The sequence below is a fragment of the Pseudomonas sp. MWU16-30323 genome, assembly GCF_020515595.1.
Taxonomy (GTDB): domain Bacteria; phylum Pseudomonadota; class Gammaproteobacteria; order Pseudomonadales; family Pseudomonadaceae; genus Aquipseudomonas; species Aquipseudomonas yamanorum.
Map to the genome: position 1 here is coordinate 13,291 of NZ_JAIWYM010000032.1, position 26,082 is coordinate 39,372.

Annotated in this window: 25 protein-coding genes; 15 read left to right on the forward strand and 10 right to left on the reverse strand. The window is 62.1% G+C overall.

What is annotated here, in order from left to right; genetic code table 11:
* Positions 1-16: 16 nt before the first annotated feature.
* Together LIY45_RS25830 and LIY45_RS25835 are read right to left on the reverse strand one after the other, a co-directional pair.
* Entirely contained in the window at positions 17-682 is a 666-nt protein-coding gene (locus tag LIY45_RS25830) for a methionine ABC transporter permease (RefSeq protein ID WP_226478046.1), read from the reverse strand.
* Positions 683-685: 3 nt separating this feature from the next.
* Entirely contained in the window at positions 686-1,909 is a 1,224-nt protein-coding gene (locus LIY45_RS25835; RefSeq protein WP_226478047.1) for an SfnB family sulfur acquisition oxidoreductase, read from the reverse strand.
* Positions 1,910-2,144: 235 nt separating this feature from the next.
* Between LIY45_RS25835 and LIY45_RS25840 the strand changes: the two genes are divergently transcribed.
* From LIY45_RS25840 to LIY45_RS25855, 4 genes are all read left to right on the forward strand, one after another.
* Positions 2,145-2,606, forward strand: coding sequence for a VOC family protein (locus tag LIY45_RS25840; protein ID WP_226478048.1), 462 nt, complete (start codon positions 2,145-2,147; stop codon positions 2,604-2,606).
* A 238-nt stretch (positions 2,607-2,844) separates the two neighbouring features.
* Entirely contained in the window at positions 2,845-3,720 is an 876-nt protein-coding gene (locus LIY45_RS25845; protein WP_226478049.1) for an alpha/beta hydrolase, read from the forward strand.
* A gap of 98 nt (positions 3,721-3,818) precedes the next feature.
* Positions 3,819-5,123 (forward strand): C4-dicarboxylate transporter DctA, encoded by a 1,305-nt coding sequence (gene dctA / locus LIY45_RS25850; RefSeq protein ID WP_003207293.1) that lies wholly within the window; start codon positions 3,819-3,821, stop codon positions 5,121-5,123.
* A gap of 209 nt (positions 5,124-5,332) precedes the next feature.
* On the forward strand, positions 5,333-6,247 hold the full coding sequence (locus LIY45_RS25855) for a LysR substrate-binding domain-containing protein (protein WP_226478050.1): 915 nt from the start codon (positions 5,333-5,335) through the stop codon (positions 6,245-6,247).
* A 344-nt stretch (positions 6,248-6,591) separates the two neighbouring features.
* Here LIY45_RS25855 and leuD read toward each other — a convergent pair whose 3' ends face one another.
* Positions 6,592-7,206 carry a 3-isopropylmalate dehydratase small subunit gene (gene leuD, locus LIY45_RS25860; protein WP_226478051.1) on the reverse strand — a complete coding sequence of 205 codons (615 nt, stop codon included), beginning with the start codon at positions 7,204-7,206 and terminating at the stop codon, positions 6,592-6,594.
* Positions 7,203-8,624 (reverse strand): 3-isopropylmalate dehydratase large subunit, encoded by a 1,422-nt coding sequence (gene leuC, locus LIY45_RS25865; RefSeq protein WP_226478052.1) that lies wholly within the window; start codon positions 8,622-8,624, stop codon positions 7,203-7,205. The genes leuD and leuC overlap by 4 nt, the downstream gene beginning before the upstream one ends.
* A 251-nt stretch (positions 8,625-8,875) precedes the next feature.
* Here leuC and LIY45_RS25870 point away from each other — a divergent pair, with 251 nt between their 5' ends.
* From LIY45_RS25870 to LIY45_RS25905, 8 genes are read left to right on the forward strand one after another with little or no spacing between them, the layout of a single operon-like run.
* Complete coding sequence (locus tag LIY45_RS25870) at positions 8,876-10,078, forward strand: PepSY domain-containing protein (protein WP_226478053.1); 1,203 nt, start codon at positions 8,876-8,878, stop codon at positions 10,076-10,078.
* Positions 10,075-10,614, forward strand: coding sequence for a thiamine pyrophosphate-binding protein (locus LIY45_RS25875; protein ID WP_226478054.1), 540 nt, complete (start codon positions 10,075-10,077; stop codon positions 10,612-10,614). Before LIY45_RS25870 ends, LIY45_RS25875 begins: the two co-directional genes overlap by 4 nt.
* Positions 10,611-10,940: a hypothetical protein gene (locus LIY45_RS25880; RefSeq protein ID WP_226478055.1), complete on the forward strand. Its 330-nt coding sequence runs from the start codon at positions 10,611-10,613 to the stop codon at positions 10,938-10,940. Before LIY45_RS25875 ends, LIY45_RS25880 begins: the two co-directional genes overlap by 4 nt.
* Complete coding sequence (locus LIY45_RS25885) at positions 10,937-11,497, forward strand: DUF6162 family protein (protein ID WP_226478056.1); 561 nt, start codon at positions 10,937-10,939, stop codon at positions 11,495-11,497. Before LIY45_RS25880 ends, LIY45_RS25885 begins: the two co-directional genes overlap by 4 nt.
* A 26-nt stretch (positions 11,498-11,523) precedes the next feature.
* A complete protein-coding gene (locus LIY45_RS25890; RefSeq protein ID WP_023659272.1) occupies positions 11,524-12,444 on the forward strand; it encodes a metal ABC transporter substrate-binding protein in 921 nt (306 codons plus the stop codon).
* Positions 12,441-13,187: a metal ABC transporter ATP-binding protein gene (locus LIY45_RS25895; RefSeq protein ID WP_226478057.1), complete on the forward strand. Its 747-nt coding sequence runs from the start codon at positions 12,441-12,443 to the stop codon at positions 13,185-13,187. The genes LIY45_RS25890 and LIY45_RS25895 overlap by 4 nt, the downstream gene beginning before the upstream one ends.
* Entirely contained in the window at positions 13,184-14,083 is a 900-nt protein-coding gene (locus LIY45_RS25900; protein WP_017479469.1) for a metal ABC transporter permease, read from the forward strand. Before LIY45_RS25895 ends, LIY45_RS25900 begins: the two co-directional genes overlap by 4 nt.
* Complete coding sequence (locus tag LIY45_RS25905) at positions 14,083-15,036, forward strand: zinc ABC transporter substrate-binding protein (RefSeq protein WP_226478058.1); 954 nt, start codon at positions 14,083-14,085, stop codon at positions 15,034-15,036. Before LIY45_RS25900 ends, LIY45_RS25905 begins: the two co-directional genes overlap by 1 nt.
* 135 nt (positions 15,037-15,171) lie before the next feature.
* Here LIY45_RS25905 and LIY45_RS25910 read toward each other — a convergent pair whose 3' ends face one another.
* The 5 genes from LIY45_RS25910 to LIY45_RS25930 form a co-directional block, all read right to left on the reverse strand.
* The gene (locus tag LIY45_RS25910; protein ID WP_003209001.1) at positions 15,172-15,396 is read right to left on the reverse strand and encodes an MbtH family protein; all 225 of its coding nucleotides are present in this window, start codon (positions 15,394-15,396) and stop codon (positions 15,172-15,174) included.
* A gap of 53 nt (positions 15,397-15,449) precedes the next feature.
* On the reverse strand, positions 15,450-16,850 hold the full coding sequence (locus LIY45_RS25915; RefSeq protein ID WP_226478059.1) for an aspartate aminotransferase family protein: 1,401 nt from the start codon (positions 16,848-16,850) through the stop codon (positions 15,450-15,452).
* Positions 16,851-17,000: 150 nt separating this feature from the next.
* The gene (locus tag LIY45_RS25920; protein WP_226478060.1) at positions 17,001-17,774 is read right to left on the reverse strand and encodes an N-acetylmuramoyl-L-alanine amidase; all 774 of its coding nucleotides are present in this window, start codon (positions 17,772-17,774) and stop codon (positions 17,001-17,003) included.
* A gap of 122 nt (positions 17,775-17,896) precedes the next feature.
* A complete protein-coding gene (locus LIY45_RS25925) occupies positions 17,897-19,216 on the reverse strand; it encodes an ATP-binding protein (protein WP_017479473.1) in 1,320 nt (439 codons plus the stop codon).
* Complete coding sequence (locus LIY45_RS25930; RefSeq protein WP_003209011.1) at positions 19,216-19,896, reverse strand: response regulator; 681 nt, start codon at positions 19,894-19,896, stop codon at positions 19,216-19,218. Before LIY45_RS25930 ends, LIY45_RS25925 begins: the two co-directional genes overlap by 1 nt.
* A 175-nt stretch (positions 19,897-20,071) precedes the next feature.
* Between LIY45_RS25930 and dsbD the strand changes: the two genes are divergently transcribed.
* The 3 genes from dsbD to dsbG are packed head-to-tail and all read left to right on the forward strand — an operon-like array spanning position 20,072 to position 23,408.
* Positions 20,072-21,802, forward strand: coding sequence for a protein-disulfide reductase DsbD (gene dsbD / locus LIY45_RS25935; protein ID WP_226478061.1), 1,731 nt, complete (start codon positions 20,072-20,074; stop codon positions 21,800-21,802).
* Complete coding sequence (locus LIY45_RS25940; protein WP_226478062.1) at positions 21,802-22,671, forward strand: TlpA disulfide reductase family protein; 870 nt, start codon at positions 21,802-21,804, stop codon at positions 22,669-22,671. The genes dsbD and LIY45_RS25940 overlap by 1 nt, the downstream gene beginning before the upstream one ends.
* Positions 22,647-23,408, forward strand: coding sequence for a thiol:disulfide interchange protein DsbG (dsbG, locus tag LIY45_RS25945; RefSeq protein ID WP_017479476.1), 762 nt, complete (start codon positions 22,647-22,649; stop codon positions 23,406-23,408). The genes LIY45_RS25940 and dsbG overlap by 25 nt, the downstream gene beginning before the upstream one ends.
* Before the next feature lie 68 nt (positions 23,409-23,476).
* Here dsbG and LIY45_RS25950 read toward each other — a convergent pair whose 3' ends face one another.
* On the reverse strand, positions 23,477-26,068 hold the full coding sequence (locus LIY45_RS25950; protein ID WP_226478063.1) for a hypothetical protein: 2,592 nt from the start codon (positions 26,066-26,068) through the stop codon (positions 23,477-23,479).
* Positions 26,069-26,082 lie beyond the last annotated feature (14 nt).

Genomic DNA, 26,082 nt, shown 5'->3' on the forward strand with positions numbered 1-26,082 from the left:
GCATTAGTGATAGGAATCAACGGCGGCTGTAACGCGCCACCAGACGGTCACCGGTCATTTGCAGGGCCTGCACCAGCACCAACAGCAGCAACACGGTGACCACCATTACGTCGGTCTGGAAACGCTGATAGCCATAGCGAATTGCCAGGTCGCCCAGGCCACCGCCACCGATCACCCCGGCCATCGCGGTGTAGTCCACCAGCACAATCGCGGTAACGGTGACCGCTGCCAGCAGCCCGCCCCGGGCTTCCGGCAGCAGCGTGTGGCGGATCACCTGCCAGGTGCTGGCGCCCATGGATTGGGTGGCTTCCACCACGCCACGGTCGACTTCACGCAAGGCGGTTTCCACCAGCCGCGCAAAGAACGGCGTACAGCCCACCACCAACGGCGGAATGGTGCCGGGTACGCCCAGGGAGGTGCCCACCAGCAAGGTGGTCACCGGGATCAGCACAATCAGCAGGATGATGAACGGCAGCGAACGCAGAACGTTGACCACCACCGACAGCCCCCGATACACCACCAGGGTTTCGTGCAACTGGCGCTTGCCGGTGAGGAACAGCACCACCCCCAGCGGCAACCCCAACAGCACGGTAAAACCCAGGGCCGCAGTGAGCATGCTCAGGGTTTCCAGGCAGGCTTGGCCGATGTCGGCCCAGTAGATGTTTTTAAACAGCTCGGCCATGGTTCAGGACCAGTCGTGACGCGGTGGCTTGGCACCGTTGAGCAACCAGTTGCCCACCACGTGATACTTCCAGCGCACCGGGTCATGCAAGGTGTGCACCCGGGCGTTGCGCCAGTGACGGTCGAAGTTGTGCTTCTTCAAGGTGGAACGGGTGCCGCCGAGTTCGAAGAGCTTGTTGCTGGCTTCAATGGCGATTTCAGTGGTCAGCACCTTGGCCCGCGCGACCGCCAGTGAGGCCTGGGCGACGTTGTCTTCATCGGGTGCCGGGCGCGCGGCGTCCAGGGCTTTTCCAGCGCGCTCCAGCAAGGCTTCCGCCGCTTCCAGACGAATATCCAGTGCACCGACCTGGATGATGGTCAGCGGATCTTCACTGGCGTTTTCCACCCCGGCATCAATCCACGGGCGGGCGAACTGCTGGACGAATTGCACCGTGTCACGCAACGCAGCACGGGCGATGCCGGCGTCGATGGCGGCGGTGGTCAATTGTGCGAAAGGGCCGGCGAGCGTCGGCGAATCGTAGGAGCGATGGGTAGGAAACAGATTGAAAGCCGGCACCTTCAAGTCGTCGGCCAGCACCGTGCCGCTGGAGGTGGTGCGCTGCCCCATGCTGTCCCAGTCGTCGACCACCACCAAGCCTTCAGTGCCGCGGGGCACGAACGCCAACTGCGCATTTTGCTGTTCATCCAGCGCCAGCACCGCCAGCCAGTGGGCGTACAGCGAACCGGTGCAATACCCCTTGCGACCGTTGATCACATAGCCATCGCCTTGCCGGCGGATGGTCGCCTGGATGTCCTGGACGTTCTTGCCGCCGGTTTCCGACAGTGCATTGGCGAACCGATGCCCTTCCAGCGCCAGGCGGAAAAAGTACGCCTGCTGCTCGGGGGTGCCCTGTAGACGGATGTCTTCCAGCAGGCAGTAATGGTTCTGCGGGATCTGACCCAGCGACGGGTCGGCCGCCGAGATGATCGCAATCACCTGGGCCAGCACCGCGTAGGACACCTGGGCGCCGCCAAACTCGCGAGGCACGCTGATGCCCCACAGGCCGCTGTTGGAATACAGGTCGACCACTTCGACCGGCACCTGGCGAGTGCGGTCACGTTCAGCGTCTTGCTCCAGCAACACGGCGGCGACCCGATGGGCTACGGCCAGGGCCTGGGCCTCGTCGCGGATCAGTTCGGCGTGGGGCGTGTGAATCGGGTAATCGGCGGATACGGGCAGTACAGACATACAACGCTCTCGGGCGAATGATTGACCTGAGCTATTGCAGCTTCTGTGCCTGAGGCGCCAGGCCTTCAAACACAAGGATTTGCGCCCGATGTACACGCGGCAGACCGCCCACGGCGCAGCAAACTGCCGGTTTGCTGTTGCCTGGCCAACACCTCGTCGGCTGCCCGCAGGCCACGGCACACGTGGCCTATAGTGAAAAGGCCGTCCCTCCATCACCACAATCAAGGAGAACGATATGAGCGTTAAACCCATTCCCGAGGGCTATCACAGCATCACGCCGTACCTGGGTATCGAAAAAGCCGCTGAGGCCATCGAGTTCTACAAGAAAGCCTTCGGCGCCACCGAAGTCATGCGCCTGGACATGCCCGACGGCAAGATCGGCCATGCCGAACTGCGCATTGGCGATTCGGCGATCATGATGGCCTCACCCTGTGGCGAAATGTCTTTCGGCAGCCCGGGAAAAGAACACCCCAGTGTGTGCCTGCATCTCTATGTTCAGGACGTCGACCAACAGTTCGCCCGGGCGATCAAGGCCGGCGGCACCGCGATTTCAGCCCCCAAGGATCAGTTCTACGGTGACCGCTCCGGGACACTGAAAGACCCGTTCGGGCACGTGTGGTTCCTGGCCACCCGCAAGGAGGATTTGACCGAGGCGCAGGTTCGCCAGCGGGCCGAGGCGTTGTTCAAGCAAGGATGAAGTCGCCTGGGCGACACAACCCAACTGTGGGAGCTGGCGTGCCTGCGATGCAGGCAACTCGATGTATCAGTCGCACCGAGGTGATGCCATCGCAGGCAAGCCAGCTCCCACAGTTGACCGGCACTGCCTGAAAGATCGGGCTTCAACACACTTCATGAACAACCCCTCCACGCTTTCCCCCTTGCCCCAGGCGCCGTGTGATTTCAGGATGCAGGCAATCATCACAAGGAGTCATTCCATGTTCGCCGGATTCCAAAAAGACCAGCGCCACGTCAACGGCGTGGACATCTGCTACCGCAAAGGCGGCACAGGTCCCGGCCTGCTCCTGCTGCACGGGCACCCGCAGACCCACGTCATCTGGCACAAGGTCGCCGAGCAACTGGCCGAACACTTCACCGTGGTCGCCGCCGACCTGCGCGGTTACGGCGACAGCAGCAAGCCCGCCGCCAATGACCACCACACCCACTATTCCAAACGCGAAATGGCCCGCGACGGCGTCGAATTAATGAAGGCCTTGGGCTTCGAGGAATTCTCGGTACTGGCCCACGACCGTGGCGCCCGTGTCGCCCATCGCCTGGCCCTGGACCATCCCAAGGCCGTGCAGCGCATGGTCCTGCTGGACATCGCACCGACCCTGGCCATGTACGCCCAGACCGACGAAGCCTTCGCCCGCGCCTACTGGCACTGGTTCTTCCTGATCCGCCCAGCGCCGTTGCCCGAGAGCCTGATCGAAGGCAATCCGGAGCTGTACTTGCGCAGCGTCATGGGCAGCCGCAGTGCCGGCCTCAAGCCGTTCACCGACGAAGCCTTCGCCGAATACCTGCGCTGCCTGAAGCTGCCCGGCACCGCCACCGGCATTTGCGAAGACTATCGCGCCGCTGCCGGCATCGACCTTGAGCACGACCGCACCGATATCGACAACGGCAATCACCTGGAACTGCCGTTGCTGGTGATGTGGGGCGCCGAAGGCACCGTCGGCCGCTGCTTCGACCCCCTCCAGGAATGGCAGAAAGTCGCGACCGACGTACGTGGCAAGGCCCTGCCGGCCGGCCACTACATCGCTGAAGAAGCCCCTGAACTGTTGCTCGGCGAAGTCCTGGCCTTCCTTCGCTGAGCCGTTATGAACCGCTGACCTGACCGCTCCCGCCCCGCTGGCTTGAAACAGCCTGCGACGGGAGCTGCTTGCCCAAAAAACGTCTCGAGATAATAAAAATGACAATCAGAAAACTGCTGGGAACCCTGTATGTGCAGGTGATCATCGCCATTGTGCTGGGCGTGTTGATCGGCAACCACTGGCCGCAGGTGGGCATCGACCTCAAGCCGTTGGGCGACGGTTTTATCAAGCTGATCAAGATGATCATCGGCCCGATCATCTTCTGCACCGTGGTGTCCGGCATCACCAGCATGCACGACGTGAAGCAGGTGGGCCGCGTGGGTGGCAAGGCGCTGCTGTACTTTGAGATCGTCTCCAGCATCGCCCTGGTAATCGGCATCCTTGCCGCGCACCTGCTGCACCCGGGCGTGGGTTTCAATATTGATGTGAAAACCCTCGACACCTCGGCCATCGCCGGTTTTGTCGGCCAGGCCGAACACGGCGAAGGTGTCACCGGATTCCTGATGCATGTGATCCCGACGACCTTCTTCGACGCCTTCTCCAAAGGCGAAATCCTCCCGGTACTGTTTGTGTCGGTGCTGTTTGGTCTCGGGCTGGTGATGATCGGCGAGAAGGGCCGGCCCCTGGTGGGCGTGATCAACCAGGCCAGCGAAGTGTTCTTCCGCATCGTCGGGATGATCAGCCGCGTCGCGCCGATCGGGGCCTTCGGGGCCATCGCCTTCACCATCGGCAAGTACGGCCTGGGTTCGCTGCTGCCGCTGTTGAAACTGGTGGGCACGTTCTACGTCACCGCGTTTTTCTTCGTCGCCGTGGTGCTGGGCAGCATCGCCCGTTATGTAGGATTCAGCATCTTCAAGCTGCTGACCTACATCAAAGCCGAGCTGTTGATCGTGCTGGGCACCAGCTCCTCCGAATCTGCCCTGCCGCAGCTGATCCAGAAACTCGAAAGCCTTGGCGCGTCCAAAGGCGTGGTGGGGATCGTGGTGCCAACCGGCTACACCTTCAACCTGGACGGCACCAATATCTATATGACCCTGGCGGTGCTGTTCCTGGCCCAGGCGACCAACATCGACCTGACGCTGGAGCAACAACTGACCCTGCTGGCGGTGGCGATGCTCACCTCCAAAGGCGCCGGTGCAGTGGTGGGCGCAGGCTTTGTCGCGCTGGCCGCCAGCCTCGCGGTGGTGCCGACGGTGCCGGTGGCGGCGATGGTGTTGATCCTGGGTGTGGACCGGTTCATGGCTGAATGCCGCTCGCTGACCAACATCATCGGCAATGCCGTCGCGGCGCTGGTGGTGGCTGCGTGGGAAGGGGAACTGGACCGCGAAAAAATGGCGCCCATCGCCCTCAAGCACGGCCGACATGCGCGGGCCGCCGCCCAGGCGAAGATCGCCGCCGAGTAACCCTTAAACCCCGATCCCCTGTGGCGAGGGAGCTTGCTCCCGCTGGGCTGCGCAGCGGCCCCAAGATCTTTGGGAGCGCTACGCACTCCAGCGGGAGCAAGCTCCCTCGCCACAGCAAGCTCCCTTACCACAGCAAGCGCCCTTACCACAGAAGCTCCCTCACCACACCGGTGCTATTCTGGCGGTTCATGCCGCCATGCCTGTTTCTGATGAACAACAAGAAAGATACCGTGCCCCTACCTGAAGACCTGCGGGTATTCCTGACTGTGATCCGCAAGGCCGGCTTTGCTGCGGCTGCCGATGAGCTGGGGTTGTCCCCTGCCTACGTCAGCAAGCGTATCCAGATTCTCGAAACCACCCTTGCCACTCGCCTGCTGCACCGCACCAGCCGTCGTATTGCCCTGACGGAAGACGGTGAACGGGTGCAGCGCTGGGCCGTGCGTATTCTCGAAGATTTCCAGCAACTGTCCGACGAACTGTCCGACGCCCACGACAGCCCCCGCGGCCACCTGCATTTGTGCAGCAGCTTCGGTTTCGGCCGTAACCATGTGGCGCCAGCCTTGTCGCTGCTGGCCGAACAATACCCGGACCTGGAAATTCGCCTGGACCTGTTCGACCGGGTGGTGGATATCGTCAGCGAGGGTTTTGACCTGGAGATCCGCGTGGGCGACGACATTCCCGGCCAACACATCGGCCGCCGGCTGGTGAGCAACCGCCGGGTGCTGTGTGCGGCGCCCGCCTATCTCGAACGCCGTGGCACACCGCAGCACTTGAGTGACCTGGAACAGCACGATTGCCTGGTGCTCAAGGAGCGGGATAACGCGTTTGGCATCTGGCACCTGGAGCGCGATGGCGTGCAGGACAGCGTGCGCGTGCGGGGGCCGTTGTCGTCCAATAACGGTGAGATTGTCTTGCAATGGGCGCTTGATGGGCGTGGGGTGTTGCTACGCTCGATGTGGGACGTGAAGCCGCTGCTGGAACAAGGGAAACTGGTGCAGGTGCTGCACGACTACACCCAGAGCGCCAACGTGTGGGCGGTGTACCCGACGCGGTTGGCGTACTCCGGGAAGTTGCGGGCGTGTGTGGAGTTTTTGCAGGAGCACTTTAAGGGGTTGTCGATTTAGCGCGTCGGGGTTGGGTACATATCCATTGTTGCGGTAACGGCCGGCTTAAGTGTTGTAGAGCAAAAGCCAAATCAAAAGCGGGCACGGTCCAAATGTGGGAGCGGGCTTGCTCGCGAAGGTCGTTAACGATGACGCGGGCATTCTGGATGAACGCGGCGCTCTCAGGTTTTTCGCGAGCAAGCCCGCTCCCACAGAAAAGCAGCTCTGCTTTCGCTCTGGCTTTTGATCTGGTTTCTAACACTCAAGCCGGCCGGGAGGCCGCTGTGCTTTTGATCTGACTGCCCCAACAAGCCGGAGGCCGAACGCAGGTATTGCGGAGCGGCCAACCTACAACAACAGCCCCATCACCCGAGCCAAGGATTGGCCGCCAGATGCTCCCGCTCAAACGCCTTGATCTGCTCGCTGCGCTGCAACGTCGTACCGATAGCATCCAACCCCAACAACAACGCAGTCTTGCGCAACGTATCAATCTGAAACCCAATCACCTGCCCGTCCGCCAAAAGAATCTCCTGCGCCTCGAGATCCACACTGATCTGCGCCTGTTCAGGCTGACTCACCATCTGCCCCAACCGCTGCAACACCGCCTCCTCCAGCGTGATCAACAACACCCCGTTACGCTGGCAGTTGTCATAGAAAATCCCCGCAAAGCTGCTGCCGATCAACGCGCGAATGCCCATCTGCTTCAAGCCCCACACCGCATGCTCCCGGCTGGAACCACAGCCAAAATTCGGCCCCACCACCATAAAGCTCGCGCCCTGCCACGCCGGCTGATTCAGCACGAACTCCGGGTTAGGCTCGCCCGACGCCAGGAAGCGCAAATCAAAGAACAACCCGCGATCCAGCCCGTTACGGTCGATGCCCTTGAGAAACTGCTTGGGCATGATCACGTCGGTGTCGATATTGGCCGCCAGCATCGGCGCGGCCTTGCCGGTGACCCGAGTGAAAGGTTGCAAGCTCATGTGCGCTCTCCAAAATGGCGAATATCCGTCAGACGGCCGGTGATGGCAGCGGCGGCAACCATGGCCGGGCTCATCAGGTGTGTGCGGGCCCCCGCCCCCTGGCGGCCTTCGAAGTTGCGGTTGGTGCTGGAGGCGCAGCGGTCGCCGGGCTCCAGCACGTCATCGTTCATCGCCAGGCACATCGAACAGCCGGACTGGCGCCATTCAAACCCGGCGTCGATAAAGATCGCAGCAAGGCCTTCAGCTTCTGCCTGGTCGCGCACTTCGGTGGAGCCCGGCACGATCATCGCCCGCACGTGGTCGGCCACGTGCTTGCCGCGCACGACGCTGGCGGCATCCCGCAGGTCTTCGATGCGGGCGTTGGTGCAGGAGCCGATAAACGCGTGGCTGATGACAATCTCGCTCAGGGGCATGCCGGCTTCCAGGCCCATGTAGTTCAGGGCGCGGCGCATGTCCTGGCGCAGGATCAGGTCGCTGACGTCTTGCGGGTCCGGCACACGGGCGCCGATGGGCGCGGCCTGGTCAGGGCTGGTGCCCCAGGTGACCATCGGTTCCAGGGCGGTGGCGTCCAGTTGCACTTCGAGGTCGAACACGGCGTCGGCGTCCGAGTGCAGTTGGCGCCAACCCACGAGGGCGCGCTCCCACAACTCGCCCTTCGGCGCACGGGATTTGCCCTTGAGGTAGGTGAAGACTTTTTCGTCCGGGGCCATGAAGGCACCACGGGCGCCCGCTTCGACCGCCATGTTGCAGATGGTCATGCGCGCCTCGACGCTCAAGGCATCGATGGTCGAACCGCAAAACTCAATGGCGTAGCCGGTGGCGCCCGAAGCGCCGATCTTGCCGATCAGCGCCATGATCACGTCCTTGGAGGTCAGGCCGTGGGCCAGTTCGCCGTCCACGGTCACGCGCAGGCTTTTCAGGCGCTTGTAGACCAGGGTTTGCGAGGCCAGCAAATGCTCGATTTCCGAGGTGCCGATGCCAAAGCCGAATGCGCCCAAGGCACCGTAGGTGGTGGTGTGGCTGTCGCCGGCGGCGATCACCATGCCCGGCAGGATAAAACCCTGCTCCGGGGCGATCACGTGTTCGATGCCTTGGCGCTTGTCGAGGATATCCAACAGCTCAATCCCGAAGTCCCGGCAGTTTTCTGCCAGGTACGACACCTGGCGTGCGCCGCCCGCATCCGGCATGGTCGCGATGCGCTTGGGTGTGGTGGGGTTCACATGGTCGACCACCGCCAACGCCGTGCCGGGGCGCCATACGCCACGGCCTGCCTCGCGCAAGCCGCTGAAGGCTTGCGGGCTGGTGTATTCATTGATTACCTGACGGTCGATGTACAGCAGCACATGGCCCTGGTCATCCAGGCGGCACACCGTGTGGGAGTCGATGTGTTTGTCGTAGAGGGTTCTGGCAGCAGTCATTATTGGGCTCGCTCAACGGTATGGCTCCATCATAGGCAGCGCCCCTGCCCCATCAATCCCACCTTGGTGATGACTCGAAACATGTTTCGTGTTGCATGAATGGCTATCCGAAACATTTTCTTTCATATCCACCTTAGGGTTTTGCATTTCTCATCCGTCTTAACTTAGATACAGCCGCTCGCGTCAGCAAAAGCTACGGGCGGCGTTTTCCGGGCCTTTACCGCCTCTCTCCGATCAAGACCCTCATTCACATGTCGAAGAAGTCACGCTCAAAACTCTGGTTTCTCGTGCACAGCTGGCTGGCCTTGCCCATCTGGTTCTTTGTGCTGATCGTCTGTGTCACCGGCACCCTGGCGGTGGTCAGCCAGGAAATCGTGTGGCTGGCCAACCCGGACATCCGCGCCAGCAAGCCGTCGGACGATGCCGAACTGCTCAGCTACGAACAAGTCATCAAGGCCATGAACCGCGCCGAGCCGCAGACTATCGTCAAATCCCTGAGCCGCCCCGACGAGTCGCATTTCGCCCTGACGTCGAACGTGGCCTATCCCGACGGACGAACCGTAGAAGTGTTCGTCAACCCCTACACCGGGGTGATCCAGGGGATCGCCCCGGCGTTCGACTTCCAACAATTCACCCGCGCATTGCACGGCTGGTGGCTGGTGCCGTTCACCAACGGTTTCAGCTGGGGCTGGTACCTGGTCTCGTTGCTGGGTTTGCCGCTGCTGGCCTCACTGGTTACGGGCCTAGTGGTCTACAAGCGTTTCTGGAAAGGCTTCTTCAAGCCAACCTTGCGCTTTAACCACGGTGCGCGAATCTTCTGGGGCGACTTTCACCGATTGAGCGGCATCTGGTCGATCTGGTTTATTGCAGTCATTTCCATAACCGGCACCTGGTTTCTGATTCAGGCGATTCTCTTCGATAACCAAATCTCGATTTCCAGTGAACCCATTGTCCCGGTGATCACCCGGGACAAGGTGCCCCTGTCCAGCACGGGCGTGCGCGCGCCGATGATTCCCCTGGACGAGGCAATCGACATCGCCACCCAGCGCATTCCAGGCCTGGAAGCCAGTTTCGTCAGCCTGCCGGCGACGGCCTATAGCCATTTGATGATTGGTGGCCGGGGCTGGTACCCACTGATGTACCAAACCGCGCAAATCAACCCTTACAACGGCGAAATCGCCGCCTCGCACCTGCTGTCGGACCGTTCCGGCCTGGAGTTCGTCACCGAATCCATGCGCCCGTTGCACACTGGGGATTTCGGCGGACTGTGGATCAAGATGATCTGGTTCTTCTTCGGTTTGGTACTGAGCATGATGGTTCTGAGCGGTCTGCTGATCTGGAGCAAACGCACGGCGCTGGCCACGCTCAACGCACTCAAGCGTAGCGCCAAGGTGCACCGGCAACCGCTGGAAAATCCGCTTGGACAGGCTGAAACCACGGAGGGCAACCGATGAACAAGGCCACGACGATTAACCCGCCCTCTCCCCTGCGTGCCTTCTGGCTAAAGTGGCGCTTCCACATCAATATCCTGCTGATTTTGGTGCCCTTGGGCTTTATGCCCAAGTACTTTGCCGACGCCGCGCTGTTTCGCGGTGACAGCGGTCTTGGCGAGCGGGAGATCGGCGAAGTGCAGGTCGGCCCGTGGAGCGTGAAGCTCGCCGAACTGCGTAACGAGGCCCCACGCCCCGACCCGGCGGGCCCGATGAAATCCTTTAATGCCGCCCTGTGCGCCACCTGCATCGACCAGGTCAAGGCGACCTACCTGCGCATCGGCAAGCCCCGCAGCCTGCGGGCCGCCGGGGTGATCTTCTTCGGCACCCCGTACCGCATGGGCGCCATGCTGCCGATCCCCGAACGCACCCCACTGGACGCCGACGTGTGGATCACCATGGAAGGCTGGGACGGCGCCATGCACCAGGCCTCCATCCCCTTGAGCCAGGCATCGCCGGCCACCATCGACTGGCTGAAAAAACGAGGAGTTAAACCATGACTTTGCCGCAACTGGCCCGCGCCGTTGGCGCGCTGATCCTCAGTGCCGGCTTCAGCACCGTTGCCCTGGCCCACAACCCGATGTGCGAATGCAAGGAAATCCCCGGCGAGCAGATCCAGTGCACCGGCGGTTTCTCCGATGGCAGCGGCGCCCCGGGGGTGACTCTGGATGTGATCGGCTATGACGAAACCATCCTGGTGCCCGGCAAGCTGGGGCAAGACTCGACGCTGACCTTCAAGAAACCCTCCGCCGAGTTCTACGTGTTGTTTGATGCCGGCCCCGGCCACGTGGTGGAAATCGACCAAGCGGATATCCAGCCCCAATGAGCCGTACAACCCAAGTGGTGCGCCCGGCCGGTGCCGGGCACGAAACCCTGTATGTCCTGCTGTTGTGCCTGATCATCCTCGCCGTTGCCGGCACCGTGGTGGCCTTGCGCGGTGAAAGCCAGGAGATCGCTGCCGTGCCCAGCCACCAACTGGACGCCCGCCGCGACCTCAGCGCCGCCGAGCAAGGCATCTACGCCGACCTGCGGGTGACTCTGGATGAAATCCACCTGCTGCAGGAAGAGCACAGCGCCCTGCCAACGCCTGAGCAACTGGCGGAAGAAGGCTTTGCGCCCTTCGCCCAGGACGCCAGCTCGGTGAGCCGCGGCGACCACCGTTGGCAGTTGCTGGACGCGGCCTACCTGGGCCTGAGCCAGACACCGGACCTCAGCGGTTCGCTGTTGATGCGCATCCGGGGCGCCGAGCCGGATATCTGGCTCAACCGCAGCGCCAACCTCACCGCCCCCACCGACCTCACTGACCAGGCGCTGATCAGCGCGGGCTGGCGACAAGTAGTCGCGCAATTCGATGCCGGTGTCACCCGCCAGCATCGTCATTGAATTCACGCTGTAGCCGAGAGAAGACCATGTCTATTTCATCTCCCTTATTACGCCTGGTGCTGGTCGGCCTGATCACCGTGCTGCTGGCCCCATTCGCCAGTGCCGACCCTGCCAAACGCCTGCGCATCGGCATCACCCTGCATCCTTATTACAGCTACGTGGCGAATATCGTCGGGGACAAAGCCGAAGTCGTGCCGTTGATTCCGGCCGGCTTCAATCCCCATGCCTACGAACCTCGCGCCGAAGACATCAAGCGCATCGGCACTCTCGATGTGATCGTGCTCAATGGCGTCGGCCATGACGATTTCGCCGACCGCATGATCGCCACCAGCGAGCGGCCGGACATCCCGGTGATCGAAGCCAACGCCAACGTGCCGCTGCTGGCCGCCACTGGCAACGCCGCGCGCGGTGCCGGCAAGGTGGTCAACCCGCACACCTTCCTCTCCATCAGCGCCTCGATTGCCCAGGTGAATAACATCGCCCGGGAACTGGGCAAGCTCGACCCGGACAACGCCAAGACCTACACCCAGAACGCCCGGGCCTACGGCAAGCGCCTGCGCCAGATGCGCGCCGACGCCCTGGCCAAACTCACCAGCGCGCCCAACCCCGACCTGCGGGTGGCCACGGTGCACGCGGCGTATGACTACCTGCTGCGGGAGTTCGGCCTGGAAGTCACCGCCGTGGTGGAACCGGCCCACGGCATCGAGCCGAGCCCCAGCCAGTTAAAGAAAACCATCGACCAACTGCGGGAACTGGATGTGAAAGTGATCTTCTCTGAGATGGACTTCCCGTCCAGCTACGTCGACACCATCCAGCGTGAATCCGGCGTGAAGCTGTATCCGCTGTCGCACATTTCCTATGGCGACTACAGCGCGGAAAAATACGAAGTGGAAATGACCGGCAACCTCAACACCGTGGTGCGGGCCATTCAGGAGTCCGGGGCATGACGGCGGCTGAACACTTGAGCGTGGCCAGCGTTGGCCCGACCCTCGACTTCGAGAATGTGGCGCTGACCCTGGGCCGCACGGTGATCCTCGACGCGGTGAGCTTCCAGGTCCGGCCCGGCAGTATTCATGCGCTGGTGGGCCCCAACGGCGGCGGAAAAAGCTCGCTGATCAAAACCCTGCTGGGGCAAACGCCACACCAGGGCCAGCTGAGCCTGCACTGGCCGGAGGCACCCGGCACCATCGGCTATGTGCCCCAGGCGCTGGAGTTCGACCGAGGCTTGCCGATGACCGTCGACGACTTCATGGCTGCGATGTGCCAGCGGCGTCCGGCGTTTCTCGGGTTGTCCAAACACTACGCTGCCGCGATTGGCGACGCACTGGAGCGGGTCGGCATGCAGGACAAGCGCAAACGGCGCATGGGCGCCTTGTCTGGCGGTGAACGCCAGCGGGTGCTGCTGGCCCAGGGCTTGATCCCGGCGCCGCAATTGCTGGTGCTGGACGAACCGATGTCGGCGCTGGATGAAGCCGGTATCCAGGTGTTCGAGCGCTTGCTGAGCGACTGGCGCCAGGCCGGGATCACCGTGCTGTGGATCGAGCATGACCTGGAAGCCGTCGGCCGCCTGGCTGACCGCGTCACCGGCCTGAACCGCCGCGTGCTGTTCGACGCCACGCCCAAGGAGGCGCTGACCCCGGACCGCCTGCTGACCCTGTTCTCCACCCACCCACGGAGCCCGGCCTTATGAACTACGAAGCCTTTCGCTTGATGGTCCAGGGCTGGGCGTCTTCCGGGTATTTGCCCGAAGCGCTGGCCTATGGGTTTGTGGTCAACGCGCTGCTCGCCGGGTTGCTGATCGGCCCGGTGCTGGGCGGTTTGGGCACTCTGGTGGTGGTCAAGCGCTTTGCATTCTTTTCCGAAGCCGTGGGCCATGCCGCCTTGACCGGCGTGGCCGTGGGCATTCTGCTGGGGGAACCCTACACCGGGCCTTACGGCAGCCTGTTCGGCTACTGCCTGTTGTTCGGGATCCTGCTCAATTACTTGCGCAACCGCACCGGCCTGGCGCCGGACACCTTGATCGGCGTGTTCCTCTCGGTGTCCCTGGCCCTGGGGGCGAGCCTGCTGCTGATTCTGGCGGGCAAGATCAATGTGCACATCCTGGAAAACGTGCTGTTCGGCTCAGTGCTGACGGTGAATGGCAATGACTTGCTGGTGCTGGCGATTGTCGGCTCACTGGTGATGGCTTTGGCCCTGCCGCTGTACAACCGCATCATGCTCGCCAGCTTCAACCCGCAACTGGCAGCGGTACGCGGGGTAGCGGTGAAGACCCTGGACTATCTGTTCGTGATCCTGGTGACGCTGATCACCGTCGCGGCAGTCAAGGTCATCGGCGCGATCCTGGTGGGCGCGTTGCTGGTGATCCCGGCGGCGGCCGCACGCCTGTTGAGCCAGTCACTCAAGGGCTTCTTCTGGATCTCGGTAGTGATTGCCACCGTCAGCACCCTGTGCGGGATCCTGCTGCCAATCATCTTTGACCTGCCGATTCCGTCCGGTGCCGCGATCATCCTGGTCGCCGGTATCGCCTTCGCCCTCGCCGCCATTGCTCGCGGCACGGTCCCCAGCCTGAAAGGGAATCTTGGATAATGCGCCCGATGTTTCGACCACTGCTGCTGGCCCTGGCCATTGCCACACCGGCGTTCGCTGCCGACGGTGTCAAACCGTTGCAGATCACCGCCAACCAAGGCATCGGCCATGCTGCCTTGAACAAGGCCCAGGCGACAAAGCCGGTGAAAGTCCTCGCCGCCTTGCCGATCACCTATGGCTTGGCGCAGGTGTTGCTCAAAGGCACCGACGTGCAGCTTGAACGCGCGGCACCGGCCAACCTGCCCGGCTCACGGCAAGTCGCCTATTTCACCGGGCGCGGTGCGCAGGCATTGAACCCCCTGGCCCTGGACGCCGACGCGGCCATCGGCCTGCGCTCGTTGTGGCCGGATGACCCGCTGTATCCGGTGGCCCGGCGCAGTAACATCCGCATCGTCGAAGTCGACGCCGCCCGCCCGGTGGACGGTGGTTTGCCGGGAATTGCCGTGCAGCCGGGCGCCACCGACGGCCTGAACAGCCAGCCATGGCAGGCCAGCAACAACATGGGGCGCATGGCCGATGTGATGGCCACCGACCTGAGTCGCCTGGCCCCCGAGGCCAAACCGCAGATCGAAGCCAACCTGGCCAGCCTCAAGCAACGCCTGCTCAAGCTTACCGCCGACAGCGAGGCGCGGCTGGCCAAGGCCGATAACCTGACGGTGGCCAGCCTGAGCGATCATTTTGGTTACCTCGTCAGTGGCTTGAATCTGGAACTGGTCAGCACCGACGCGCGGGCCGATACCGAGTGGACACCCGAGGCGTTGCAGCAACTGAGCGAAGGCTTGAAGGAGAATGAGGTGGCCGTGGTGCTGCATCACCGCAAGCCAAGCGATGCGGTGCAGGCGGCGGTCACGGCGGGTGGGGCGAAGTTGCTGGTGCTGGGCACCGATGGCGCCGACCCGGTGGCGGAGCTGGAAGGCAATGTAGATCAGGTAATCAAGGCGCTGACACCTTAAGGACAAACGCGGTCAGTGTGGGAGCTGGCTTGCCTGCGATAGCGGAGTATCAGTCAACAGAGATGCAAGCTGACTCACCGCTATCGCGGGCAAGCCAGCTCCCACATTCGATCTTCACAACCTTCAAGGTGGTGATCAGCCCGCCAGCGCCTGGCTGTCCATCTTCTGGCGCAGGCTCAACGGGCGCATGTCGGTCCACACCTCTTCGATGTAAGCCAGGCACTCTTTCTTCATCCCGCTCTTGCCCACGGTGCGCCAGCCTTCCGGCACAGCCTTGTAGTCGGGCCAGATGGAATATTGTTCTTCATGGTTGACCACTACCTGAAACAGGATGTCTTCGCGGTCGAATACTGAGGTCATTGCGGTTCTCCATCGGTGTAATGTAAGAAGGAACGTGCCAGCCCGGTAAAAAATTAGAGGCGGGTAACGGCTGCCGCCAAGGCGCGGCCAAAAATCTCGGCCACACGGTCGATTTCTGTGGCGGTAATCACCAGCGGTGGCAGGAAACGCACGACGCTGCCGTGTCGCCCACCCAGTTCGAGAATCAGCCCGCGCTTGAGGCATTCGCGCTGTACCAGTGGCGCCAGTTGGCGATGGATCGGAGGATGGCCCTGAGTGTCGGGGGCGCCTGCGGGATCCACCAGCTCCACGCCGAGCATCAGCCCACGGCCACGAATGTCCCCCAACTGCGGGAAGTCGCGCTGCAGGATGCGCAGGTGCTCACCCAGGCGCTCGCCCATGGCGGCCGCGTGGGCGGGAATGTCGTGGTCCTTGAGGTAGCGCATCACTGCCGACCCGGCGGCCATGGCCATCTGATTGCCTCGGAAGGTCCCGGCATGGGCGCCCGGCAACCAGGTGTCGAGCCAGTCGCGATACACCACCACCGCCAGTGGCAGGCTGCCGCCGATGGCCTTGGACAGCACCACCACGTCCGGGACGATACCGGCGTGTTCGAAGGCAAACATCTTGCCGGTACGGCCAAAGCCGCTCTGGATTTCGTCAACGATCAACGCCACACCGGCTTGTTCGGTAATGCGGCGCAGGCCGCGCAGCCAGTCGAGATCAGCCGGGATCACGCCGCCCTCGCCCTGCACCACTTCCACGATCACCGCCGCCGGCAGCAATACACCGGCCTCGGGGTCGTTCAGCAGGTTCTCCAGGTAATGCAGGTTGACCTTCACCCCTTCTGCCCCACCCAGCCCGAACGGGCAACGATAGTCATAAGGGAACGGCAAAAATTGCACGCCATTGCCGAGCAAGGCACCCAGCGGTTTTTTCGGCCCCAGGCTGCCCATCAGGCTCAGGGCGCCCTGGCTCATGCCGTGATAACCGCCCTGGAACGACAACACCGTGCTGCGCCCGGTGGCGGTGCGCACCAGTTTCAGCGCGGCTTCCACCGCGTCGGTACCAGTGGGGCCGCAGAACTGGATCTTGGCTTCCCGCGCCAGCGCTGGCGGTAGCAGGCCGAACAGGTCCTGCACGAATTGGTCCTTGACCGGCGTGGTCAGGTCCAGGGTGTGCAACGGCAATTCATCGCTCAGCACCTGGCGAATCGCCTCGATCACCACCGGGTGGTTGTGCCCCAGTGCCAGGGTGCCTGCACCGGCCAGGCAATCGATAAAGCTGCGGCCTTCAACGTCCTCGACGTAGATCCCGCGGGCGCGCTTGAGCGCCAGGGGAATGCGCCGAGGATAGCTGCGGGCATTGGACTCCTGCTGGCGCTGGCGGGCCAGCAGCGGGGTTTCGTCAAACTGGTAGAGCGTTTCCGCAGGGACCGCTTGGGTCTCTTCAATACGGCTGGTAGCGACTGACATTTCCAGATCCCTCAATACGCTGATGATGGTGACCAAACTGCCAACCCGTTGGCGTCTGGCCCAAGGGCAACGCACGGATTTCCTGTTCTGGAAACGCATCAGCGAGCAGAGGATTTACACCTGTGGTCGTTAAAAACCGCTTTAGCGGATTTACCCGGCAACTCCGGTGTATTTTTCATTCAACGCATACAGAATTGCGCAGGTCTCTGCATCCAGCCGCCCGCTGTAGTCACCGGGGCGAAAATGCATCTGAAACGCGCGGACGCGCTGCTGAAAACCCAGGCGGTTTTTCGCCGGGGCATATCCGTAGCGCTGAAAGGCCCGTTCGACTTCAACCTCTAGCGGCAGGCCGATGTTGAATCGGCGCAGATAGGCCACCTTGGCCATTTCGTCATACCAGGCCCCCACGCCCGCCTCGTACAGGCAACGCCATGGCAAACGAGGGCCGGGATCGCTCTTGCGCCAATAGGCAATGTCCGAATGCCCGAGGATGTCGGTAGGACCTATCGCCGGGTAACGCCCCTGAATGTCGCGAATCAGGGCGATCAATACGTCGATCTGTTCATGGCCATACGCGGGAAAGGTAAACACACCGTCGTCATCCCGGGCCTGATTGACGATTTCAATCCCGATCGAGCGGCTATTGAGGTTGTCGTGACCGGCCCAGTGGCTGGCACCGGCATGCCAGGCACGCTGCGCTTCGTCCACCAGGCGGAACACCCGCAGTTCGTCGTAGCCGGCGGCGCGGTAGCTGGCGTCATGGGGGTCAACCAACAGGTAGTGAGCACTGACACCGTCGTGAGTCAGCGTACGCAATGACGAGGCAAAGGGCGCTGCGGTGTAATGCACAATCACCTGGCGCACGGCTTCGCCATTGCGTTGGTTAAAGTCTTTTGCGGGAAACGTGGAATCGATGACCAACATAGGCGCTGTCCTTTTCAACACAGGCTGAGTCATTCAGCCCGTTCAAACACAAAAAAATGACCGCCATCCTGAAGCGTTGCGCTTGAGGCTGGCGGTAGCTATTTGTGCCGTGAAAAGAAAGTTCAGCGACGCAACGGCATGCCCAGGTCGACGCGCATACCGTCCGCCTGGCTGTCGAATTTCAAGGAGCACGAGCAGCGCTGCACGATTGCCTGGACAATCGCCAGCCCCAGGCCGCATCCCGGGCTGTTGCCGTTGCGCCAGAAGCGCTGGGTCAGGTGTTGCAAGTCTTCGCTGGAGATCGGCGCGCCGTGGTCGCGCACCCGGAACACCACATTATCGCCAGCGCTGGACACACTCAGCTCCACCCGGGTATCAGGCGGGGTGTGGCGCAAGGCGTTGTCCAGCAGGTTGCGCAAGGCGGCGACGGCCAGGCCCACCGGCATTTCCACCGGCTTTTCGGACAGACCGTCTGCCAGGATCAGGTCAATGCGCTGATTATCGCCGCCATTGGCGTCCTGGATCGCCAGTTGTGCGACCTGCTCGGCACTCGATTGCAGGCCGTCATCAAACGACAGGCTGCCTTCAACCCGCGCCAGCAGCAGTAACTGTTCAAGGGTGCGGTGCAGGCGGTCGGCGCCTTCCTCGGCATGGGCCAGGGACTGGTCACGGGCGGCGCCTTCGGTCATGCGCGCCACTTGCAGGTGGGTCTTGATCGCCGTCAGCGGGCTGCGCAGTTCGTGGGCCGCGTCGCCGGTCAAGCGGCGTTCGCGCTCGATGGTCTTGGCGATGCGTTGCAGCAGCTGGTTCTGGGTGTCGAGCAGCGGTTTAAGCTCGCTGGGCAGCGGGCTGATCTGCAAGGGTTCGAGGGAGTCGGCACTGCGGCGCATCAAGGCGTCACGCATGCGGTTGAGCGGCAACAGGCTTTGGCCGATTCCCAGCCACAGCAGGCACAGGCAGCCCAGCAGCGCCACACCCACCGGCACCGAGGCGGCCAGCAGGATCGAGAGGTTCAAGGCTTCACGCTCCACCTGCCGGTCGGCGGTGGTGATAAACAAGTCGCCACGGGACAGGGTAAAGCTGCGCCAGCCCACGCCATCAATCATCTGGTCGCGAAAGCCGCTTTTGCGCGACTCCAGGCCCTGGTCCGGGGTGGTATGGCTGCGGGCGAGCACCACCCCGCGCAACGAGCTGACCTGGCACGCCATGCCGCCCGGTACATTCAATTGTTCGGCGCTGAAATGTGCGCCTTCACCCGTGCTGGAAAGGCCGGGCATCTGCTCCATCAGCCCCGCGACCATGCGCGCCGACGCCACCAGCCGCTGGTCAAGGGAGAACATCATCTGGTTGCGCAAGTCGTTGAGCATCCACGCGGCAGCCAGGGCCCAGATCAGCACAAAGGCCGCGCCGAGCTTGAAGGTCAGCCGCAGGCGCAGGCTCATCACGAAGCATCCTCTCCACCGTCAGCCGGGCCCAGGCGATAGCCCAGGCCGCGCACGGTTTCGACGATGCCGTTGCCGAGTTTGCGCCGCAGGTGGTGGATGTGCACGTTGAGGGCGTTGCTTTCCAGTTCGTCGTTAAGCCCGTAGACGCTGTCCTTGAGCTGCTCGCTGGAGAGTACCCGGCCGCGGTTTTGCAGCAGGGCCTGCAACAGCGCCTGCTCGCGGCGAGAGAGGTCTACCGACTCACCGCCCAACAGGGTTTCGCGGCTGCTGGGGTTGTAGGTCAGGCGCCCGTGTTCGATCAGGTTGACACTGCGCCCGGCCACCCGGCGCAACAGGGTGTGCAGGCGTGCGGCCAGTTCTCGCAGGTCGAAGGGTTTCAGCAGGTAATCGTCGGCACCGGCCTGCAGGCCATCGACCCGGTTGGTCACCGAATCCCGTGCCGTAAGAATCAGCACCGGGATCTCCAGGCCCTGGCTGCGCAATTGCTGCAGCAGCTTCAAGCCGTCTTCATCCGGCAGGCCGAGGTCGAGTACCATCACGTCGAACTCCGCCACCTTGAGCATCGCCCGGGCAGCGGCGGCGGTGCCGACGCGCTCGACGGTCAGCCCTTGGGCGCTGAGCCCGGCAACAATGCCGCTGGCGATCAGTTCGTCGTCTTCACAGACCAGTACGTGCATGGTGAACCCTTTGCAAAATGTGAAGGTGATTAAAAAGGGAGTGGATTAAGCGCACATTATGCCGCCAGCCCGCGTAAACCCGGATAATCCCTGCTGTCTAGGATAGCCCGGTTAATCATCGGTTAATCAACACCACACATTGTGTGTCCCACTTGCTTCGAACTAAGGCTTGATCATGCGGCATCTGTTTATCTTTCTGCTGGTAGTGTTTGCTGGATTCGCCCAGGCCGCGCCGGGCAACAATCCTTTCGAGACCAAACCCGACTTCCTCCCGGTGGGCAAAGCCTTCACCTTTACCTCCGAGCGTCTGGCCTCCGGCGAAACCCAGCTGTATTGGCAGATTGCCGACGGTTATTACCTGTACCAGCAGCGCATGAAATTCGATGGCCTGGCCGAAAAACCGACGCTGCCCCAAGGCGAAGCCCACAGCGACGAGTTCTTCGGTGAGCAGCAGGTGTATCGCCAGGGCCTGGAAGTGAAGATTCCCGCTGGCGCCACCGGCCAGCTCAAACTCGGCTGGCAAGGCTGCGCCGATGCCGGCCTGTGTTACCCACCGCAATCGATCACCGTTGACCTGGGTGGCAACCCCGCCGTAGCCGCCACCGGCCAGGCTCAAGACCAAAGCCTGGCCACCGGCCTGCAACAGCGCAGCCTGGGCTGGAGCCTGCTGGTGTTCTTCGGCCTGGGCCTGCTGCTGGCCTTTGCCCCGTGTTCCTTGCCGATGCTGCCGATTCTTGCAGGCCTTGTGGTCGGCAGCGGCGCCAGCCCACGGCGCGGCTTTGCCCTGGCCGCCAGCTACGTGGTGTGCATGGCGCTGGTGTATGCCGCCCTCGGTGTATTGGCCGCGCTGCTCGGCGGCAACCTCGCCGCCCTGTTGCAAACTCCGTGGATCCTCGGCAGCTTCGCCGCGTTATTCGTGATCCTGGCCCTGCCGATGTTCGGCTTCTTTGAACTGCAACTGCCGGCCTTCCTGCGGGACCGCCTCGACAACGTCAGCCGCAACCAAAGCGGCGGCAGCCTCGTGGGTGCCGGCGTGCTCGGTGCCTTGTCCGGTTTGCTGGTGGGCCCGTGCATGACCGCGCCCCTGGCCGGCGCCCTGTTGTATATCGCCCAAAGCGGTAACGCCCTGCATGGCGGCTTGATTCTGTTTGCCATGGGCATCGGCATCGGCGTGCCGCTGTTGCTGCTGGTGACCGTGGGCAACCGCTTCCTTCCCAAACCTGGCACCTGGATGAACATCCTCAAGGGCATCTTCGGCTTCCTGTTCCTCGCCACCGCCGTGCTGATGATTCGCCCGGTGGTCGGTGAAACCCTATGGCTCGGCTTGTGGGGTGTGCTGGCACTGGTCATGGCTTATTGCGGCTGGCGCCTGGCCCAGGACTTCGGGCGCACCGCCATGCTGTTCGGTGCCGGTTCGCTGGTGCTCGGCCTCTGGGGCAGCGTATTGGTGATCGGCGCGGCCGGCGGCAGCGACGACCTGTGGCAACCGCTGAAGGTCTACAGCGGCTCGCGGGTGGCTGGTGCCCCGAGCGCCCATGAAGCCTTCATGACCATCAACGACCCGGCCGTGCTGCAAAGCCAGCTCGACAGTGCCAAGGCCCAGGGCCAATGGGTGCTGGTGGACTACTACGCTGACTGGTGCGTGTCGTGCAAGATCATGGAAAAACAGGTGTTCGGCAAACCCGAAGTCATGGACGCCCTCAAGGATGTGCGCCTGCTGCGCCTCGACGTCACCGCCGACAACGCCGCCAGCCGCGAGCTGCTGGGCCGCTACAAAGTCCCCGGCCCGCCGAGCTTCGTCTGGATCGGCCCTGATGGTGAAGAGCGCCGCGCCCAGCGCATCACCGGCGAAGTCGACGCCGCCGCCTTCCTGCAACGCTGGACCCAAGCCCGGGAAGCCCTCTGATGCTGACACTGACCATCGGCACCTTCGCCATCGCCCTGAATCACTTGCTGCTGATCACGGCGTTGATCCTCGCCACCCTGGTGGGCTGGCGGGTGGCCAAGCGCGGCGGCGAGAACCCGGAGTCGGTGCTGTTCACCCTGTTTCTGGTGGGCATGCTCGCTGCGCGCGTCAGCTTCGTATTGATGTACTGGTCGTACTACCAGAATGACCCGCTGCAAATCGTCGACCTGCGGGACGGCGGTTTTCTCGCCTGGCCCGGCGTTATCGCGTTGATTGTCGGCGCGCTGATCTACGGCTGGCGCCGCCCGCTGCTGCGCAAGCCCCTGAGCGCCGGCGTGATCACCGGCCTCGCGTTCTGGGCCCTGACCAGCCTGTCCCTGACCCTCTACGAAAAAGGCACGCACCTGCCGGACATCGCCCTGCGTAACGCCAATGGCGAGACCGTGCAACTGGCCGACTACAAGGGCGGCCCGCTGGTGATCAATCTGTGGGCCACCTGGTGCCCGCCGTGCCGACGCGAAATGCCGGTACTGGAAAGTGCCCAGCGCCAACGTCCGGACGTGACCTTCCTGTTCGTCAACCAGGCCGAAAGCATGCAAAGCGTCGCCACCTACCTGGCGACCCAAGGCCTGAACCTGGACAACGTGCTGTTCGACGCCAGCGGCCGCCTGGGCCAGGCCGTCGGTTCCATGGCCTTGCCCACCACCCTCTTCTATCAACCTGATGGTCGCCTGATCAACAGCCACCTGGGCGAGTTGTCCCAGGCCAGCCTGGCCCGCGCCATGGAGCGCTTCGAGCCGACCACCGCTAAACCGGCCCAGCCGGCTACCACAAGGAATTCGCCATGCTCCGCCTCCGCCACCTGCTGACCCTGTTGCCCCTGACACTGGCTGCTACGCTCGTCCAGGCTGAAGACTGGCCGGCGCCGATCAAGAACATCGAAGCCAAGGGGGCCAAGATCATCGGCAAGTTCGATGCCCCCAGCGGCCTCACCGGCTATGCGGCGCAATACCAGAACCGCGGCATGGCGCTGTACCTGACTGCCGATGGTAAAAGTGTGATCGCCGGCAACCTGTACGACGCCGACGGCAATGACCTGAGCACCGCACCCTTGGAAAAACTGGTGTATGCGCCGATGGCCAAGGAGGTCTGGGCCAAGATGGAACACAGCAACTGGATCCAGGACGGCAACAAGGACGCGCCACGCATCGTGTACCTGTTCAGCGACCCGAACTGCCCGTACTGCAACATGTTCTGGGAACAGGCACGACCTTGGGTGAAGTCGGGCAAGGTGCAGTTGCGGCATATCATGGTGGGGATTATTCGTGAGGACAGCCCGGGCAAGTCGGCCGCGCTGTTTGCCGCCAAGGATCCGCAACAGGCTCTCGAAGCCCATGAGTCGGCGGGTAAAGGCAGCAAGCTGCAGGCGCTGGAGAAGATCCCGGCGGATATCCAGGCCAAGCTTGATTCGAACATGAAGCTGATGGATGAGCTGGAGTTGTCGGCGACGCCGGCGATTTTCTATCTGGATGACAAGGGCGGGTTGCAGCAACAGCAAGGTGCGCCTTCGCCGGATAAGCTGGTGAAGATTCTCGGGCCGAAATAAGCAGACTGTTGGAAAGGCCTCCAAAAAGCCGGAGGCCTGTGTCCTTCAAGCGACCAATTCCAAGCAGATCAAACCTCCTCCACAACCAGTAACGTCACGTCGAAGTCATTGCCGGGGTTCCCCATCTGACGATTATCAACGCTGAGCCTTGTCGTTGTTGAAGTGGCAGTAAAGGTTCCTTGGAGCAACTGCCAAGACAACCCAGGAGAGGTGATCGAAGTAATATCGGCCCCGTTTGCCACCAACACCATAGAAGGCTTTGGAAGTGAGCCGCTATTGTCACGTATCCAAGCACTGAACCTGTAAATACGGCCTGACTGCAGTTGAGTGTAGAGTTTGAAAAGCTTTTCGCGCTGTGTAACGGGGTTACTGGTGTTCGAATTCCCCCAATCTAACAAGTAATACCCCGACGCAGCTCCCGGCACTGCCCCGGTTTTAAGTACCAGGTCACCCTGAGATGCTGCTCCCGCCCCTCTTTGCCAGTTATTCCAGCCTTTCTGGTTCGGGTTAAAGTCAGTTACATCTTTAATAGGCTTGGTAAAAACCAAACTCAGCACTGGGAAGACGATCTCCTGACCCGGGCTGGGACTGCCATCCGGCGTGCAGCCGAATGTCACGACCAACGGTGTAAGGTTACGCAACTGCTCCAACTCGGAGCGCAGGAGAACCCGTCTCAGGCCGTTCTCAACATCCCCCTCGGTAATCAGTTCGGCCATCATCACCCTGATGACATAGGCGCTCCCATCTTCCTTGGTACCGTCTACTTGTAGCCAGCCTCTCTGCTCCGCCAGGATGAACCACCATTTCTCCACGGTGATATGAGCATCTCCCACGAATGTCCGCAGGTCCAGAATACCGCTTTGGGTAGCAGGTGGCGTGGCCTCGGGCACTACCGGCACCGGCAGCCGCATCGGTACACTGATGCGCAAATTGAGCGTTTTGGAGGGCGCCCGCTTGCACGCACTGGTGACGGTGTAGTTAATCTGGATCGTTTTACCGGCACCTTGAATCACCGCTTCACGGGGGATTGGGAAATCCACATAACCCGGATCGCCGTTGCCGGGCTCCGGCGCCAACGGCAAGCGGGTACCGTCCGACCGAATCCAGTCCAGGCTGATCATTTGCCCCGAGCTGATGTGTGCATACTCCACACGCACCGTCACACCGTCCCGACCGTTCCAAATCGTCAGGTCCTGGCCGACTGCCTCCAGCACCCTTGGTGCGTCGAGCACCAGCGCTTCCTGTTCAAGCGCCAAGTGCAACACCGGGAACCGTTCAGCGCTGGCCAGATCAACCTGGCCATTGAAGTTCACCGCAAAGTGCACGCTCAACCCACTGCAATCCGTCAGTTTTTGCAGCTCATGCCGCGACAGCACCGCACTGACGCCGTCGTGCAACCACTCCTCGGCCAGCGGCTCCCCCTCCAGCACATCAAAACGGTAAGGCGTGCCATCGTCCAATTCACCGGTGGCCCATAACCAGCAAGGCTGGCCCAAGGCACGATAAGGGAAAGGAATCACCAGGGCTTGTGCGTCACCGTGGAAGGTATTGAGGTCCAGTACATGGCCTGTGGCCTGGAGAACCTGCGGTGCAGGCAACTCGCTGACATTGAGAATTTGCACATGGCGTTCAGGCGATGGCCACGTCTGACCTTCCCGCTGGACCGTGTAATGTACCGTGACCTGTTCATTGAAATTGGCGCTGATAGCCGAGGGTGGCACGTGAAATTCCACAAACGCCTCATCGCCAGCATTTTTACATTCCAGCTGCGGGCTACCCGCCCCGGGCGTGCCCTCCCAATAGGCACACACCCAGTCGCATGGGCACATCTGCTCATAACTGACCCGGATGGTAGCCCCCTCCTGGGCATTGACCGGATTGAGTGCATAGTGTTCAGGCGAAATCAGCGTCGCTTCAACCAGCGTAGGTGCCACGAGATTCAAATGGGGTTCAGTGAGCACCGTCAATGTGGTACTCGGAAACAGTCTGGATGCATCATCCTCCGGACCGTTAAAGGCCACGATAAATACCAGGGTCAGTTGACTGCCCTGTTTAAGCCCCCGCAGTTTGTCCAAGGGTAAAGCTCTGCGCCATCCCTCATGCACCTCGGCTTCTGTCACCTGCTCGTGATTGACCAGGCGAAGCGTAAAGGCGCTCCCGTCCGCCAGGGTGCCATGGAGGTCCAGCCAAACGAACTGAATCGGATCAATAAACACCCAGGGCGTCACATACACCTGCGGGTCTTGCCCACACAATACTGTAAGGTCCAACACCCCATCGACCGCCTGAGGCACGTCAGGATGGGGAAGATCGTTGAACGGCAGCGTCACATAAATATCGCTCTCACTGCTGGGATACTCCTCGCCATTGTGGGTAACCACACAACGAAACAGCGCAAATCGATTGATACGCAGCCCGACGTAATAGGGCGGGATATGAAAATCCACACACCCCTCTGTCACACCATGCAGGGGCTCAGGCGCATATTCTTCCCCTGGCAAGCTCTTCCAGAACACCCGAATGAGGTCATCCTCACTCATTCCTTCATAACAAACTCGAAGCGTCGCGCCGTCGATCGCATCAAGCGGATCCAGCCTTCGTCCCACAGCTTGAACCAATGTAACCTCAGGAACGATGGCAGTTGCAGATTTGGCAGGCATACCCAAACTCCTTT